Source organism: Halocatena salina (genome assembly GCF_023115355.1).
GTDB classification, from domain to species: domain Archaea; phylum Halobacteriota; class Halobacteria; order Halobacteriales; family Haloarculaceae; genus Halocatena; species Halocatena salina.
Map to the genome: position 1 here is coordinate 1,642,165 of NZ_CP096019.1, position 16,039 is coordinate 1,658,203.

General features: G+C 59.4%; 12 protein-coding genes. 5 read left to right on the top strand and 7 right to left on the bottom strand.

Annotated features, from left to right (window positions below):
- Positions 1–104: 104 nt before the first annotated feature.
- The 4 genes from MW046_RS08415 to MW046_RS08430 form a co-directional block, all read right to left on the bottom strand.
- On the bottom strand, positions 105–965 hold the full coding sequence (locus tag MW046_RS08415) for a cytochrome c oxidase subunit 3 (RefSeq protein ID WP_247994752.1): 861 nt from the start codon (positions 963–965) through the stop codon (positions 105–107).
- A gap of 516 nt (positions 966–1,481) precedes the next feature.
- Positions 1,482–6,065 carry a glutamate synthase large subunit gene (gene gltB / locus MW046_RS08420; protein WP_247992671.1) on the bottom strand — a complete coding sequence of 1,528 codons (4,584 nt, stop codon included), beginning with the start codon at positions 6,063–6,065 and terminating at the stop codon, positions 1,482–1,484.
- A gap of 249 nt (positions 6,066–6,314) precedes the next feature.
- Positions 6,315–7,763, bottom strand: a complete 1,449-nt coding sequence (proS, locus tag MW046_RS08425; RefSeq protein WP_247992672.1) for a proline--tRNA ligase — start codon at positions 7,761–7,763, stop codon at positions 6,315–6,317.
- Between the two features lie 205 nt (positions 7,764–7,968).
- Positions 7,969–8,652: a carbonic anhydrase gene (locus MW046_RS08430; RefSeq protein WP_247992673.1), complete on the bottom strand. Its 684-nt coding sequence runs from the start codon at positions 8,650–8,652 to the stop codon at positions 7,969–7,971.
- Between the two features lie 105 nt (positions 8,653–8,757).
- Between MW046_RS08430 and MW046_RS08435 the strand changes: the two genes are divergently transcribed.
- Positions 8,758–9,525 (top strand): hypothetical protein, encoded by a 768-nt coding sequence (locus MW046_RS08435; RefSeq protein WP_247992674.1) that lies wholly within the window; start codon positions 8,758–8,760, stop codon positions 9,523–9,525.
- Positions 9,526–9,772: 247 nt separating this feature from the next.
- Here the strand turns inward: MW046_RS08435 and MW046_RS08440 are convergent, their stop codons facing one another.
- Positions 9,773–10,258 (bottom strand): DUF7984 family protein, encoded by a 486-nt coding sequence (locus tag MW046_RS08440; protein WP_247992675.1) that lies wholly within the window; start codon positions 10,256–10,258, stop codon positions 9,773–9,775.
- Positions 10,259–10,534: 276 nt separating this feature from the next.
- Here MW046_RS08440 and MW046_RS08445 point away from each other — a divergent pair, with 276 nt between their 5' ends.
- The 4 genes from MW046_RS08445 to MW046_RS08460 all read left to right on the top strand — a co-directional run bounded on the left by MW046_RS08445 (position 10,535) and on the right by MW046_RS08460 (position 13,815).
- Entirely contained in the window at positions 10,535–12,448 is a 1,914-nt protein-coding gene (locus tag MW046_RS08445) for a beta-CASP ribonuclease aCPSF1 (RefSeq protein WP_247992676.1), read from the top strand.
- A gap of 292 nt (positions 12,449–12,740) precedes the next feature.
- Positions 12,741–12,905, top strand: a complete 165-nt coding sequence (locus tag MW046_RS08450; protein WP_247992677.1) for a DUF6757 family protein — start codon at positions 12,741–12,743, stop codon at positions 12,903–12,905.
- 63 nt (positions 12,906–12,968) lie between these two features.
- Entirely contained in the window at positions 12,969–13,430 is a 462-nt protein-coding gene (locus MW046_RS08455) for a cupin domain-containing protein (protein ID WP_247992678.1), read from the top strand.
- A gap of 1 nt (position 13,431) precedes the next feature.
- Entirely contained in the window at positions 13,432–13,815 is a 384-nt protein-coding gene (locus tag MW046_RS08460; protein WP_247992679.1) for a thiol-disulfide oxidoreductase DCC family protein, read from the top strand.
- Positions 13,816–13,823: 8 nt separating this feature from the next.
- Here the strand turns inward: MW046_RS08460 and MW046_RS08465 are convergent, their stop codons facing one another.
- Positions 13,824–14,996 (bottom strand): acyl-CoA dehydrogenase family protein, encoded by a 1,173-nt coding sequence (locus tag MW046_RS08465; protein WP_247992680.1) that lies wholly within the window; start codon positions 14,994–14,996, stop codon positions 13,824–13,826.
- Between the two features lie 60 nt (positions 14,997–15,056).
- Positions 15,057–15,755 (bottom strand): type 1 glutamine amidotransferase, encoded by a 699-nt coding sequence (locus MW046_RS08470; RefSeq protein ID WP_247992681.1) that lies wholly within the window; start codon positions 15,753–15,755, stop codon positions 15,057–15,059.
- Positions 15,756–16,039 lie beyond the last annotated feature (284 nt).

Genomic DNA, 16,039 nt, shown 5'->3' on the forward strand with positions numbered 1-16,039 from the left:
ACTACCGTCTGCTAACTATAGTGGTGAAATTATTATGCGGCAGGGATCGGCGGGATGGCTAAAAGAGATCCCCGGAGAAAGGAGTACAGCCGGGTAATGTACGCTTATAAATTGACGACCGAACCGACGTAAATGACGACGACGAGGAAGATCCAGACGGCATCAACGAAGTGCCAGTACATCGAGACGGTGCTGACCGAAATGTGGCGTTCTGAAGAGTACTGGCCGTACAGTGCCCGAACGAAGACGATTGCCAGTAGGACGCCACCGAGCGTGACGTGGATACCGTGGAGTCCTGTGAGACCGAAGAAGGCGCTAGCGAAGACGCCTTCGGTGAGCGTGAACCCTTCGTGGACGATGAACTCGTAGTACTCATACACCTGTCCACCGATGAAGATGATCCCCAGCGCGAGCGTCACTCCGAGCAGCTGGAGGAACCGAGATCGATTTCCTCGTAACAAGGAGAGATGTGCGAAATGGAGTGTAATACTGCTTACGACCAGAATGGCCGTATTGCCGAGTACGAGTGCCCCAAGCAATCCCTCCGGCACGTGTGCGCCCGCCCAATTGCCGCCAGCGCGGACGAAAAAGTAATAGACGAAGCCAGCGCCGAACGTTGCGATTTCACTGCCGAGAAACAGCAACATACCCATCCGGAGTCCGCGAACGCTCGATTCAGCCACTTCACCGCTCCAAAAGTCAGTGACGAACGCGTGGTACATCCACCCATAGAGACCGGCGAGGAAGAGGAACGTACTCGCGATGAATACGGCCGGACCGGCGAGCGGACCGACGAGTGGCTCCTCACCGTTGCCGAGGATGAACAGTCCAGCCCCTACATAGAGACCGGCTCCACCGAGTGCGGCGATGAACGGCCACCAGCTCGCCTCGCCAAAGCCGCGGGGCCAGTCCTCCGTCGCTGGCAGATGGTGGTGCTGGTCACCGTGATCGTCCGTTGTCTCCATTGCCATATCCCCGCTTGCAACCGCGACGGCAAAAAGCCTCCCAAACGCTGGCTACCCGGGACCCAGAGCCGAAACAGTTCGATCGGGGCGTCGAGATCTGCCGCTCATTCCAGTTCCGTCGAGCACCCGAAGCACAACCCGATCATCGATGGATGAATAATAGATAATAGGTAAGAACTCCACTAAACCAATAGCCCAGGGAGGGGCACCAACCTCCTGAACCACTGACCATGAACCGCTGAATGCACGAAGTAGACAACGCGGGGCAAGGTCCGTTTCGACCTTTCTACCCACTAGCGTGTGTCATTGTGATCTGATCTGGCTGATCTGACCTGGAATGTTCCTCCCGGAGCGCTCACGCGCTTCATCACATATTCATCACCTCCATGGATAAAAATATTGCTATTATTGATAATATAAAGATAAATGATTGTGATACGTAGCTGGTAAGCAATCAGCATTCAGATGGTACTGGCGCGTAGCGGTGGCCGGATTCCGATCAGTCGAGAAGGTGTGTCAGTCGGCTCCGCCCCAAAGAGCAGTCGAATCACTGACAGAAGGCGATGAGATTTCGGGGAGATCGCGTCTCACGTCCTCGCTTTCCCGTTCGGTGATGATGTCGGCGTACGCGTCGGGCATCACCTTCACGAAGTGGGCCAGTTCCTCGTCCCAGTGTTCGAGGATGTACTGACCCCGATCGCTGTCGGTGTAGATGACGTGGTTTTCGATCAGACGGCGCAACATTTTCTCGTCTTTGGGATCGAGATCGCGCGTCGTCGAGATCATACCGTGGTTGGCGCGATCCTCGAAATCGCCGTCGCGGTCGAGGACGTACGCGACTCCACCGGACATTCCAGCAGCGAAGTTCCGGCCGGTCTCTCCGAGGACGGCGACGACGCCACCAGTCATGTACTCACAGCCGTGGTCGCCGACGCTTTCGACGACGGCTTTCACGCCGGAGTTGCGCACGGCAAACCGTTCACCGGCCATACCGTTGACGTACAGCTCGCCGTCTGTCGCACCGTACAACGCGACGTTGCCGATGAGGATGTTGTCCTCGGGTTCGTAGGGGGCTTCCTCGGGCGTTCTGACAAGGAGTTTCCCACCGGAAAGTCCCTTGCCGACGTAGTCGTTTGCCGTTCCGGTGAGTGACATCGTCACGCCCGATGTGAGAAACGCACCGAAGCTCTGCCCCGCAACGCCGTCGAAATCGACCGTAATGGTGTCATCGGGCAATCCATCGCTGCCGTACTCCTTCGAGATGCGATTAGAAAGCATCGCACCCACCGCGCGGTGGGTATTATCAATGTCGGCGTCGATTGACACCGGCTCTTCCCGGTCGAACGCGGGGGCAGCCTCGGCGATGAGATCGTGATCGAGTGCCGTATCGACGTCGTGAGACTGCTCGACCGATTTCGTTCGGGCACCCTCTGCGGGCGCGAGCACAGCCGAGAGATCGAGCTGCTCGGCCTTTTCGTGGGTAATGTCCTCGCGCTGGGTGAGACACTCCACGCGGCCGACCATCTCCTCGACAGAACGGAAGCCGAGTTCGGCCATGATCTCACGGAGTTCCTCGGCGATGAACGTCATGTAGTTGATGACGTGCTGGGGTTGCCCCGGGAATCGCTTTCGCAGTTCCTCATCTTGGGTAGCGACACCGACCGGACAGGTGTTCTCGTGACATTGGCGTGCCATCACACAGCCCGACGTGACGAGGCTCGCCGTTCCGAACACGTACTCTTCGCCCCCGAGCAACGCGGCAACCGCGACGTCTCGACCGGTTTTCATACCCCCATCGACGGTGACCCTGATGCGCGAACGGAGATCCGTGTGCCGGAGCATCTGGTTTGCTTCTGCGAGTCCGAGTTCCCACGGCAGGCCAGCGTTTTTGATCGACGTTTTGGGTGACGCACCGGTCCCCCCCGAGTGGCCGGAGATATGAACCACGTCGGCGTTGGCCTTGGCCACACCAGCGGCGATGGTTCCGATCCCTGCTTCCGAGACGAGTTTCACGTTGATATCCGCCTCAGGATTGGCCGTTTTGAGGTCGTGGATCAACTGTTTGAGATCCTCGATAGAGTAGATATCGTGTAGCGGCGGGGGTGAGATGAGCCCGACGCCCGGCGTCGAACACCTGACGTTGGCGATCATCTCGTTGACTTTTTGGCCGGGAAGGTGTCCTCCCTCACCGGGTTTCGATCCCTGTGCCATTTTGATCTGGAGTTCCTCCGCCGAAGCGAGATACTGACTCGTCACGCCGAACCGTCCGGAAGCCACCTGCTTGACGTTGCACTCCCGTTCGGTGTCGAACCGTTCGGGTGGCTCCCCGCCTTCGCCGGTGTTCGATTTCCCGCCCAACCGATTCATCGCGATGGCGTTGTTCTCGTGGGCTTCTGGCGAGAGCGACCCGAGACTCATCGCCGCGGTCGAGAACCGAGTGACGATCTCCGAAACCGGCTCCACCTCCTCGATCGGAACGGGATCGCGCTCTGCGTCGAACGCCAACAGCCCACGGAGTGTTTGGAGACGTTCGTTCTGGTCGTTGATCTGCTCGGCGAACTCCCGGTACTGTTCGTAATCGCCTTGTCTAACAGCTTTCTGGAGCGTCCCGACTGTCTGAGGATTCCATTGGTGGAACACGCCGTCTGATCGGTTCTCGAAGACGCCTTGTCGTTCGATGTCGGGATCCGTATCGGCGGAGAACGCGTTCGCGTGTCGCCGTCGAAGGTCGGCTTCGAGTTCGGAGAGACCGATGCCACCCGTTCTGGCCGTCGTTCCCTCGAAATACTCCGCGACGAACGAGGAATCTAATCCGACCGCCTCGAAGATCTGTGCCCCCCGGTAGCTCTCGACGGTCGAGATACCCATTTTTGCCATCGTCTTCAACAGGCCGTCTTCGAGCGCACCGAGATACGCGTCGATCGCTGTCTCGGTGTCGGCTCCGTCCGGTCCAGCGACGATCTCCTCGATCGTCTGGAACGCGAGGTACGGGTTGACCGCGCCCGCGCCGTAGCCGATGAGCGTCGCCATCTGATGGACGGTGCGCGGATCGCCGGATTCGACGACCAGACCGACGCGGTTGCGCTGACCCGTCCGGACCAGATGATGGTGGACGCCGGCCGTAGCGAGCAGGCTCGGAATCGGCAGCCGCTCCGGACTGACAGTGCGGTCGGACAACACGAGCACATCGTGATCGTCCGCGAGTTCTGCGGCCTGCGATCGCACGTTCTCCATCGCCGTTTCGAGATTCCCCGTTCGGGGATACGTGATATCGACGACGGCGCTGGAGAGCTGTCCGTCGAGGTTGGTGATCGTCGACAGCTCCTCGTCGGTGAGAAACGGCGACTCGAGCACGAGCTGGCGGGCGTGAGCCGGAGATTCTTCAAGTAGATTGCGCTGATTTCCGAGCCGACACTCCATCGACGTGACGAGTTCCTCGCGGATATAATCCAGCGGCGGGTTCGTCACCTGCGCGAACAGCTGTTTGAAATACGACGCCAGTGGTCGATTGTGCTCGCTGAGTACTGGGAGCGGTGTGTCGTCGCCCATCGATCCGACTGGATCCGATCCATCGCGGGCCATCGGTTCGATCAGATGGTCGAGTTCGTCGTGCGTGTAGCCGTACAGTGCCTGCTGGGAGCGAAGTTCCTCGACCGGATCGCGGACGTCCGTCCGTTCGTCTGCGATCGCTTCGAGTCGAAGCTGTTCGTTCTCGACCCACTGGCCGTACTTCCCGTCGAGAAGCTCCTCGAACACCGCGTCGTCGGGGACGATCTGTCCCTCTTCGGGATCGGCAAGAAACAGCTGCCCGGGCTGGAGGCGCCCTCGTTCACGGATGTTGCTCGCGTCGTGTTGGTCGTCGAGCACTCCGACTTCGCTGGCCATGAGTAGCGTGTCGTCTTCGAGCACGTCGTACCGACACGGCCTGAGACCGTTGCGATCGAGCACCGCCCCGACGCGCTCGCCGTCAGTCGCGGCGACCAAGGCGGGACCATCCCACGGCTCGATGAGCGAGGCATGAAAGTCGTACCAGTCCTTGCGGCGCTGTTCGACGCCGGTCGCTTCACCCCGCCACGCTTCCGGGATCAACATTCGGAGTGCGTGTGGGAGGTCCCGCCCGGTCTTCATGAGGAGTTCGAGCGCGTTGTCGACGCTTGCAGTGTCGGACTGGTCCTCTTCGTTGATGATCGGTTTCAGCGCGTCGAGATCCGTTCGCGGCCCGTCGCTGTCGTCGTTCACGGTGCCCGAGGAACGGAGTTCCTCGCTGAACGCCTCGTGTGCGAGATCGTTCTCCCGCGCACGCATCCAATTGATGTTTCCTTGGATGGTGTTGAACTCGCCGTTGTGGATCACCGTTCGGTAGGGATGAGCGAGGTGCCACGCGCCGAGCGTATTCGTCGAAAACCGCGCGTGCACCATCGCAAACGTCGATTCGAGTCGGTCATCACGGAGATCTGGATAGTAGTCAGCGAGCTGTTCGGCCGTGAGTAGCCCCTTGTATACGAGCGTCTTCCGGTCGAGCGAGCAGATGTAAAACCGACCAGTGTCGTCCAGTCGCTTCGTCTTGATTTCGTTTTCGACCGCACGACGCCCGACGTACAGCCGACGATCGAACGTTTCGGCGTCACAATCGTCGGTCGGCGCGACGACGACTTGCTGGACGTCGGGCTCTCCCTCAAGCGCGGTTCGTCCGAGATCCTCATTGTCGGTGGGTACGTCGCGCCATCCCAGTACGGAAACCCCGTTGCGCTTCAGTACCTCGGTCATCGTCTCTTTCAGCCGCCGAGCGACAGCCGTTTCCTGTGGCAAGAAGATCGATCCGACAGCGTACAGCTCGGGAAGCGAGAAATCGAGTTCGGTGGCGAAAAAATCGTGCGGGAGCTGTAACAAGATGCCAGCACCGTCTCCAGTGGTTTCCTCTGCGCCCGTCGTCCCTCGGTGTTCGAGGTTAGCGAGCAGTTCGAGCCCGTCAGAAACCGGCTGGTGGGTCCGCTCACCGTCGAGATCCATGACGACACCGACACCACAGCTCGCACGGGTGTCTGCTGGGTCCGCGAGCCCGGCACCGCCCGCGAACGTGGGTGTTTGTCTCTCAGTCATACCGCTAGCTGTCCGATAGATTCTTAAGACATTTCTCCTCAAGGGGTAAGGGCATGTTCAAGTCAAATAAGGTCATATATACGTGGGTTCGTTTGTCCAATTCGAAGGGTCATCAGTCCGCCCTCATGCACACATGCTTCAGCCTTTGCTAGCAGAACGGTGATATCCTCCTCCATGAGAAATAGTGATCGACGAGACACTCCTCCATCTCGGTGGGACCACGAACGCCGGCGTCGCTGTGGGCGACGATCAGTAGGATTTGGCGAAGTAGGCAGTCGTTTCTGCGGACTCTCCACAGACACCACAGCTGTCGTGGATCGGTTCTTCGTCGCCGGGAACCAACACGATTTCGGCGGCGATCTGGTCTTTGATCTCGTCCTCACACTCTTCCGTACCACACCAACCGGTTTTGACGTAGCCGCCGTGCTGGCCGATCGTTCCGAGGATCTCCTCGCGTGATTCAGCCTCACGGACGTTTTCGTCGCGGTGTTGTTCTGCGGCGGCGTACAGCTTCGCATACACCGTATCGAGGTGTTCTCGGGTCGTTTCGGCGACGTTCTCACGGGGTTCGGCCGCCGTTTCCCCGTCGGGTCGGTGGACGACCGACACCTGTTCGTCTTCGACCTCGTTCGGGCCGATCTCGAACCGGACGGGCACGCCCTTTAGCTCCCATTCGTTGAACTTGAACCCGGGATTGCGCTCGTCGCGGTCGTCGAGATGGACGCGGATCCCCGCTGCCGCAAGCTCCGATCGGATCTGTTCGGCGTATCCGAGCACCTCCTCTCGGGTGTCTTGCTGCCAGATGGGCACGATCACGACCTGTTTCGGCGCGATCGTGGGCGGCAAGACGAGTCCTTGATCGTCCGAATGGGTCATGATGATCGCGCCGAGCGCGCGCCACGACAGCCCCCACGAGGTGGTGTGTGCGGTCCGTTCGTCCTCGTTCTCATCGAGATAGGTGATGTCGAACGCCTCGGCGAAGCTCGTCCCGAGGTAGTGGCTCGTCGCGGCTTGCACGCTCTTTCCATCGGGCATCAACACTTCAAGCGTCGTCGTCGTATCCGCGCCGGGGAACTTGTCGTGTTCGGGTTTCTGTCCGCGAAGCGGGGGCAGCGCGAGTACGTCGGTGTACAGCCGCTCGTACTGGTCGAGCCGGAGCATCGTCTCGTCCCACGCGTCGCTCCGGTCGTGGTGGGCGGTGTGGCCCTCCTGCCAGAGGAACTCCTTGGTCCGGAAGAACGGCTTTGTCTCGGTGGCTTCCCACCGTACCACCGAACACCACTGGTTCACTCTGAGAGGGAGATCCCGGTGGCTGCGCACCCACTGGGAGATGTAGGGGGTGATGATCGACTCGCTGGTGGGTCGGACGGCGAGCCGCTCATCGAGTTCGTCGTACCCTCCGTGGGTGACCCACGCCACTTCCGGATCGAACCCTTCCACGATGTCCTTCTCCGCTTGGAGATACGACTCGGGGATGAACATGGGAAAGTACGCGTTCTGCACGCCGCTGTCTTTGAACCAGCCATCCAGATGGTCCTGAATCGCCTCCCACAGCGCGTATCCACGGGGGCGCGTGACGATGAACCCACCCATGGGGGCGTAGTCCGCGAGCTCGGCTTTCTGGACGACCTGGGCGTACCAGTCGCCGGTCTCGTGCTCCTTACTGGCTGTTATTCCAAGATCCTGTTCGTTGCTCATGTAGGAACGTGACGGACACCCCTATTAAACTCGACGTGTCGCCGTCCTTGGCGCTGGGAGGCTTCGACAACGAAGCCGAGCGCGGTCCGGTGGAGGTTCACCCCCACTCGGATGATTCGTTTGGTGGGGATACAGTTCTTCGGCGGTGTACCGTTCGGGCAGAATACGGCATGGTATCAACTAAATGGAAGGAAATAGTCGACGATCAGTACGTCCAGAGCCGTTGGACGCGATCGGCGAGTTCGGGGTGTTCCGCTTCGATCTGCTCGGGATCGCGCACCCCGTCGACGTTGACGACGTGGACCAGCCCACGCTCGTCGGTGTACACGTCCTGGAAGTCGTACACCACTCCGACGATATCGGTGTCTTCGGGCACGTCGTCGCTTTCGCGCAGGATCGCGATCTGTTGGTCGACGTTGTACTCCACGAGCCGGTTGATCGCCTCGCTCTCGTCGAGTCCTTCGGGCAGCGCCACGACGCCGTCTGCGAGCCGCCGTTTCAACAGGTCGATGCAGTGACGGATCCCGGCTGGCTCCTCGATCTCGTCTCGTATATCCTTGTAGGTAGCTGTGACGGCGCCACAGCCGGTGTGGCCGATCACGACGACCGTGTCCGTATCGGCGTGCACCAGTGGGTACAGCACGTCACCCGAGACGGCTAGTCCAGTGGCCGTCTCCTCGAACACCCGGTTGCCGATCGCTCCGACCGTGAAGACGTCGCCCGGTGTACGGTTTTCGAACAGTTCGTCTTGTAGCACGCGCGAATCGGAACAACACACTGTGACAAAGGGCGGTGCCTGCCCGTCTTGGACGTCCTCGAAGCGGTCGTTTTCGAACTCGCGCGCGTGGTGCTCGTTCCGTCCTAACAACTCGCTAATTGAATCTGACATCGTCGAACACCACCGACCACACGGGGGACCGATAAACACGTTGTGACCTGCGATGGTTGGCGGTCAAAACAGTCATGTTATCTAGGATAGTTGTACACCTACACGATGCCCGATGGTCCCGACGAGATATCGATGAACGAATTCGACGAACAGGCCGAAGAGCTGCTTGAACTCGAATCAGATCTCAGCTCGATGGCGGGAGCCGAGATGGACCCGAACGAACAGTACGAATCGGGAACAGTGCTGGGTGCCGAACGTGTACTGTTCGATGCAGTGCCGGACACGTATCCGACGACTATCCTCTCACCATACGCTCTCCGGTTGGATGTTCGACTGAGCCCGAATCGTAACACATCGGTGTACATCGCGTGGCCCGAACAGTTGACAGGAGACACCTCCCTCGATCAGCTGTTGTCGACTGTCGGTGTATCCGCACACTCGTTTGCCGACATCCTCGGGCGTGAAATCCCTGTAGAACGCGATGGCAGTCACTACGTCGTGGATTTCGAACACGAGTCCCCCGACACGCCGACGACGGAGACTGACGTGTCGAGTGAGGCCCCCGATGTGGAGTCGCTTGACGATTCTAGCCCGACCTCGCCATACTGGTACTACGTCGTCGTGGCGTGCTCGCTTACTTGGACCCTCTATTTCCCACTGTACGAATACGATACTATGGTGAACGTTACGATACTCGCGTGGCTCATCTTCCCCGTGGGTATGTACTTCGACAACCAACACGTGCGAGAACGAAGCACGTGGACGCCGAACAAGTGGGTTTGGCCAGTTCTCTCGTTGGTTTGGTTCCTCAACATCCCCGCCGTCCTCGTGTATCTGTACAAGCGCCACCAAGCAGAATTCCCGTCCGAATGAGATCATGGGTGACAACTACTCGAAGTAGAACCGAGGCTCAAAACAATTGATGGGGCTGCAGTCGATCCGGAGAGCGTGTACGAATCAGGTGTGATCGTCGATGCCGAACGGATCCCAAACGGTGACGTTCCGGATTCGTACCCAAAGTTCTCACACGCACGATCGTCCGGGCGAATCCAGACGGTTGTCGAATCCCTAACAGAGCGGCTCGGGCTGTGAGCACCACGGCCGAAACCGTCTACTCCTGTCAGCTCTGTCCTTTTCGGTCTACGGCGAACGGTGACTTCCCTTCGGTCCAGTCCCAGCCGGGCAACCGTGTCTGAAAGCCAGCAGCTAGAGCAGCGTCGAGATCGTCGATACCGGCCGTCTCGCCCGAATGGTGGTGAATGTCGGCGTAGTGGAACGTGGCTTCTGCGAGCAGCGAACGGGGCTGTCCACCGGCGATCGTCGCGGCGAGTTCCCGGCCGAGCAGTTCGTCCACGACAAACCCGGGATAATCCTCCTCGACATCGAGCTCGCGGAGGATGGCAACGAGGGCGGCGACGTTGACGGCACGGTCGCCGTCGGCGAATACGACGTCGACCGCCTTACGGTACTGCTCATCGCTCACGGGATCGACGGTCGTCTCGAACTGCTCGCCCAGAGCGTCCCGAACGTCGGTGATCAACGACGCGATCGGCCGATCCCGGACGAACTCGTATTCTGCCCGAACACGAGACGGCGTCAAATGCATGTCTGTGTTCCTGTTCGTCGATCACGCGGACGATTGAAGCTGTTTGTGCCCATGGAGGTATATCCTGTGTGGTTGCGAAGGGTTTTATAATGACCGTACAGTAGAAAAGAGTAACGCGGGTTTTCCGGACCGTCGTGAACGGTCGTGATATCAGAGTATGACCTGTTGTTCGATCTCAGTGCTGGTTCCATGTCCGATCGGATCGACGTTGGACGACGTGTCGTGTAACGTGCAGTGGTGTGGTCTGTTCCGGAACCCCGCCTATCTACGTGACCTATGAGCACGGTAGAGAAGCAACTTGACGATTTGAAAGCAGAGATTGCAGCCGAGATACCGAACGACATCTCCGTTTCTGATGTGACATACGAGGGTCCCGAACTCGTCATCTACACGCGGGATCCGAAGAAGTTCGCACAGAACGGTGATCTGATTCGGACGCTCGCGGGGAAACTTCGAAAACGCATCACCGTCCGACCCGATCCCGACGTGCTCGCACGGCCCACGGACGCGGAAGCACAGATTCGGGCGATCATTCCCGACGAGGCGGGTGTGACGGATCTCGACTTCCATGCAGATACCGGTGAGGTCGTGATCGAGGCACAAAAGCCCGGGATGGTGATCGGTCGTCACGGATCGACGCTGCGCGAAATTACACAGAAAATCGGATGGACGCCCGAAGTCGTTCGAACGCCACCGATCGAGTCCGCTACCGTCTCGAACGTTCGGAACTTCCTGAAACAGGAACGGGAAGACCGTCGCGAGATCTTAGAGCGCGTCGGTCGGCAGATCCACCGCGAGGAACTCTCCGATGAGCAGTGGGTTCGGATCAGTACGCTCGGCTGTTGTCGTGAGGTCGGTCGTGCGAGTTTCATCCTCTCGACGGCTGAAACCCGAATTCTCATCGACTGTGGCGACAAGCCCGGTGCGGAAGACGAAGTGCCCTATCTTCAGGCTCCCGAAGCCAACCCGCTCAACTCCATCGATGCTGTGGTGCTCACCCACGCTCACCTCGATCACTCGGCGCTCATTCCGCTCCTGTTCAAATACGGCTACGACGGACCGATCTACTGTACGGAACCGACCCGTGATCTGATGGGACTGTTGACGCTGGATTACCTCGACGTCGCCGCCAAGGAGGGACGGACGCCACCGTACGAAAGCGAGATGGTTCGGGAAGCACTCAAACACACGATCCCACTGGAATACGGCGACGTGACCGATATCGCGCCCGACGTGAAGCTCACGCTGCACAACGCCGGGCATATCCTCGGGAGTGCGGTTTCCCACTTCCACATCGGTGATGGGCTGTACAACGTCGCTTTCTCGGGCGACATCCACTATGAAGACACCCGACTGTTCAACGGTGCGGTCAACGAGTTCCCCCGCGTCGAGACGCTCGTGATGGAATCAACGTATGGTGGCCGGAACGACTACCAGACCGACCAAGCCGACTCCGAACAGAAGCTGATGGAAGTCATCCAGGAGACGTACGACCGGGACGGAAAGGTCCTCATTCCGGCCTTCGCCGTCGGTCGCTCCCAGGAGATCATGCTCGTCATCGAGGAGGCGATGCGCGAGGGGAAGATCCCCGAGATGCCCGTCCATCTCGATGGGATGATCTGGGAGGCGACGGCTATTCACACTACCTACCCCGAATATCTTCGTGATGACCTTCGAGATCGGATCTTCCACGAAAACGAAAATCCGTTCCTTTCGTCCCAGTTCAACCACATCGATGGCGGTGAGGACGAACGCCGCGACGTCACCGACGACGGTCCCAGCATCATCCTCTCCACCTCGGGGATGGTTACCGGTGGCCCGATCATGTCGTGGCTCGAACATCTCGGTCCGGACCCCGACACCACGATGGTGTTCGTCGGCTACCAGGCCCAAGGAACGCTCGGCCGACGCATCCAGAGCGGCTGGGATGAGATTCCGATGAACGGTCGTGGTGGCCGTTCGGACACGCTCTCGCTCGATCTGTCGGTTGAAACCGTCGATGGATTCTCCGGTCACTCCGGACGACAGGGACTCGTGGATTACGTACGGACGATGAATCCCCGCCCCGAGAAGGTGTTGTGTGTTCACGGAGACGAGTCCTCGGCTCAGGATCTCTCTTCAGCATTGTATCACAAATTCGATATGAGGACGTTCGCCCCCAAGAACTTAGAGACGTTCCGATTCCGGTAGCTCTCCGGTCTGAGTCTCGTCGTCGGAGTATTTATCGAGTTGTGCAGTTCGGACAGGAGTGTAATCAATAATGAATGGGTAGTCCCCGTCCGAAGGGACCAAGCGAACGGGGGAGAGGAATGGCATCCCAATACCGATCGACGGACGTATCTCGTTGGTCCCTCACTGTCCTCTCGTAATCGACCCCATTAGCCATGATGGTTGGTGTCATATTTTCCGTCGTTGAACAATCGAACGAGGTGAGGTCTGTGATAGCCGTAGCGTTCAGTACGTTCGACGCCGAAAGGGACGTATGCAGTGTCACTACTGCGAGACGGAGGCTGCCATGTCCGTCGAAAAAGATGGTGTGAAGGTCGGACTGTGTCAGCAGCATTTCCGCGCCAGGTTCGAGGAGCTACAATCAGAGGGGTGGCTCGAAGAGCTTCAGGAGAAGCTGAACACAGAGCGCGTCGAATGATCGGCGGTGAGCGTGCTGTAGACCGAGCCTGACTTTTACTATTCTGATTCCCCAACCACTGGTATGGAGCACGTACGGATCGGTTCGGTCGATGATTGGATGGGTCCGGCATCGGTCAAGCGACCCATCGGCCGGGCACTCGGAACGACGGCGCTGGCGATCAACTACTACGAACTCGCGCCGGGAGAGAGCTTCGCGTTCGGCTATCACCGCCACACCGAGCAAGAGGAGGTGTTTTACGTCCAGTCGGGGACGGTTACGTTCGAGACAGAAGCCGGCGAGGTGACAGTCGAGTCTGGGGAGATCATCCGGTTTGCGCCCGGCGGGTTCCAGCAAGGAACGAACCACGGCGAAGAGCGCGTTACGGCGATCGCGCTAGGGGGACCGGCGGACCCGGGCGACACCGAGATCCGTCGTGACTGTCCCGACTGTGGCGACCGGACGCCACAGCGCATCGAATCGGCCGACGACGCACTCCGTACGCTCTGTGAGCACTGTGGCGGAGAAACCGGGCGGTTCACATAGCATGAAAGCTGACCGTCCTGTAGTCGTCTACGACGACGACTGTGGCTTTTGTACGTGGTGTACGGAGTGGATCGTGCGTCATGGCGCGTTCGATGCCGTCGGGTTCGCCAACGTGACACCCCAACAGCGGTCTCGGCTTCCAGCTGATTTCACCGACTGCGCTCACCTGCTCACCGACACTGAGGTGTACTCCTGTGGTGAAGCCGTCGAAGAGGCATTGATCCACGCATACCCCGCGCTACAGCGGCCGTTTGGTGTCGTCGGTCGCGTTCCGGGTTACACGGATGTCCGCGAACGACTGTACGACTGGGTTGCGGACCACCGGGCGTGGTTCGGACGGATTTGTAGCGCCGAGCCACCGGTCGAATCGGATCGCCGTCGGTAACACGGAACCTATTCGAACGCTGCAACGCCGGTCAGATCCTGTCCGAGGATGAGCGAGTGGATGTCATGGGTTCCCTCGTAGGTGTAGACGGTTTCCATGTTCGTGAGATGACGCATCGGCGAGTAATCAGCGGTGATGCCGTTGCCCCCGAGGATTTCACGAGCGATCCGGGACTGATTCCGGGCCACGCGAACGTTGTTGCGTTTCGCCATCGACACCTGTTGTGGCCGGAGATCGCCGCGTTCTTTGAGATCGGCCAGCCGGTGAGCGAGCAGCTGGGCGAGCGTGATTTGGGTCGCCATCTCCGCGAGCTTCTCCTGTTGAAGCTGGAAGCGCGCGATCGGTCCCCCGAACTGTTCCCGATCGAGCGCGTACTGTCGGGCGGTTTCGAAACAGTTCCGCGCCGCGCCGACCGTACCCCACGCGATGCCGTAGCGCGCCTGAGTCAGACACGCGAGCGGTCCTTTCATTCCCTCGACTCCCGGCAAAACGCTTTCTTCGGGCACGTGAACGCCGTTTAGACCGATCTCACCCGTGATGGACGCTCGCAGCGAGAGCTTCTCTTTGATTTCGTTGGTGGTGACGCCTTCTCGATCGGTTTCGACCAGAAAGCCACGAACAGAGCCGTCGTCGGCTCCATCTCCATCGGTCACGCGTGCCCACACGAGCGCGACGTCGGCGATCGGCGCGTTGGTGATCCACGTTTTCGAGCCGTTCAGAACGTACCCATCGTCATCATGTTTGGCTGTGGTTTCCATCCCCGAGGGATTCGAGCCGTGCTGTGGTTCTGTCAGTCCGAAACAGCCGACCGCCTCGCCCGCACCGAGTGGCTCCAGCCAGTCGTCTTTCTGGGCTTCGGAGCCGTAGGCATGGATCGGATACATCACGAGCGCCCCTTGGACGCTGGCCATCGACCGCAGCCCCGAATCACAGGCTTCGAGTTCGGCCATCAACAGCCCGTAGGCCGTTTCACTCACGCCCGGCAGTCCGTACCCTTCAAGATTTGGCGCGTAAAATCCGAGATCGCCCATCTCCGGGATGAGGTCGGTCGGAAACGTCCCTTCGATCCAGTGCTCGCCGATCTCAGATTCGAGCTTGTCGGCGACGAACTCCCGTGCCGTATCCCGGATCAGCCGCTCCTCCGCCGAGAGATCCGCCTCCAAATCCACGTAATCGAGCATGGAGGTTCTCCGGGGCCGCCCGATAAAAACACTCGCCAATCCGGCGCAGGTGACCAGTACTCACGCCGGTGTGCGGTGGATCTGCGCGGCGTACTCGGTGAAGTTGTCGAACAGCTGTTTCGCTTGGCAGGCCTCGGCGTACTGTTCGTCGGTGATGCCTGCGAGCACCGACTCGATGCGGTCCTCTCCGAGGAATTCCTTGCGTCGGGTGACAGCCGCAGCGGTTTCCATGTCGTATTCGGGGTGGAACTGCACCCCGAACGCGTGGCCGACACGAAAGCCGTGAACGCCGTACTCGTTTTCGGCGATCCGCTCTCCTCCGTCGGGAAGTTCGATTACGCGGTCTCCATGCGTGATAAAGACGGTGAATCGGTCGTCGATCCCCGAGAACAGCGGTGAGTCCTCGTGTGACACCTCCCGATAGCCGATCTCGAACTCGTCCATCTCCGCGACGGTTCCACCGAGCGCCGAGGCGAGCAGCTGGTGGCCGAAACAGACGCCCAGGATCGGCAGCCCTCGCTCATGCGCCCCCTGTATCCACTCGCGGGTGTCCTCGATCCAGTCCTCCTCCCAGTACGCCGATGCAGCCGATCCAGTGACGATTACCCCATCGAACTCGAACGAGTCGGGGAGCTGTCCGCGGGAAACGAGAAACTCCGTGAGATCGGCGTCCAACTCCCGCCGGAAATTCCGGTTAGTCGAGGGGATGGCAGCCTCCGTCGTGGACGCGTTCAACAACGCAAAACGCAACTGTACCATTTATCTATTCTACCGGTCCCAGACGTTTTGAAATTTCGATCCACCACCTTTTTCGGATCGTAAAAGAGCAGTTGGAAACCATCACCAAGCTATCTCGTAAGAACATGACATAAAAAAGAAAATAGCGGTGGCGACGGCCACCAAGTCGGTCGCACCCCACAGCCGTGGGCGGAAAAACACTAGCTCACGTCAATCTCTAACTAAGCCATTCCCTTCGCTGAGAGTTTCCATTTTTTCGTTCGTTGGCTCCCGATGTGAAGATGGGTTTTCGAGAACCGTCGGCC

Bases quoted from the DNA above. Each gene is read 5' to 3' on its own strand.
- MW046_RS08415 (WP_247994752.1), bottom strand. From the start codon at position 965: ATGGAGACAACGGACGATCACGGTGACCAGCACCACCATCTGCCAGCG.
- MW046_RS08440 (WP_247992675.1), bottom strand. From the start codon at position 10,258: ATGCATTTGACGCCGTCTCGTGTTCGGGCAGAATACGAGTTCGTCCGG.
- MW046_RS08430 (WP_247992673.1), bottom strand. From the start codon at position 8,652: ATGTCAGATTCAATTAGCGAGTTGTTAGGACGGAACGAGCACCACGCG.
- MW046_RS08445 (WP_247992676.1), top strand. From the start codon at position 10,535: ATGAGCACGGTAGAGAAGCAACTTGACGATTTGAAAGCAGAGATTGCA.
- MW046_RS08460 (WP_247992679.1), top strand. From the start codon at position 13,432: ATGAAAGCTGACCGTCCTGTAGTCGTCTACGACGACGACTGTGGCTTT.
- MW046_RS08470 (WP_247992681.1), bottom strand. From the start codon at position 15,755: ATGGTACAGTTGCGTTTTGCGTTGTTGAACGCGTCCACGACGGAGGCT.
- MW046_RS08455 (WP_247992678.1), top strand. From the start codon at position 12,969: ATGGAGCACGTACGGATCGGTTCGGTCGATGATTGGATGGGTCCGGCA.
- MW046_RS08450 (WP_247992677.1), top strand. From the start codon at position 12,741: ATGCAGTGTCACTACTGCGAGACGGAGGCTGCCATGTCCGTCGAAAAA.
- proS (WP_247992672.1), bottom strand. From the start codon at position 7,763: ATGAGCAACGAACAGGATCTTGGAATAACAGCCAGTAAGGAGCACGAG.
- MW046_RS08465 (WP_247992680.1), bottom strand. From the start codon at position 14,996: ATGCTCGATTACGTGGATTTGGAGGCGGATCTCTCGGCGGAGGAGCGG.
- MW046_RS08435 (WP_247992674.1), top strand. From the start codon at position 8,758: ATGCCCGATGGTCCCGACGAGATATCGATGAACGAATTCGACGAACAG.
- gltB (WP_247992671.1), bottom strand. From the start codon at position 6,065: ATGACTGAGAGACAAACACCCACGTTCGCGGGCGGTGCCGGGCTCGCG.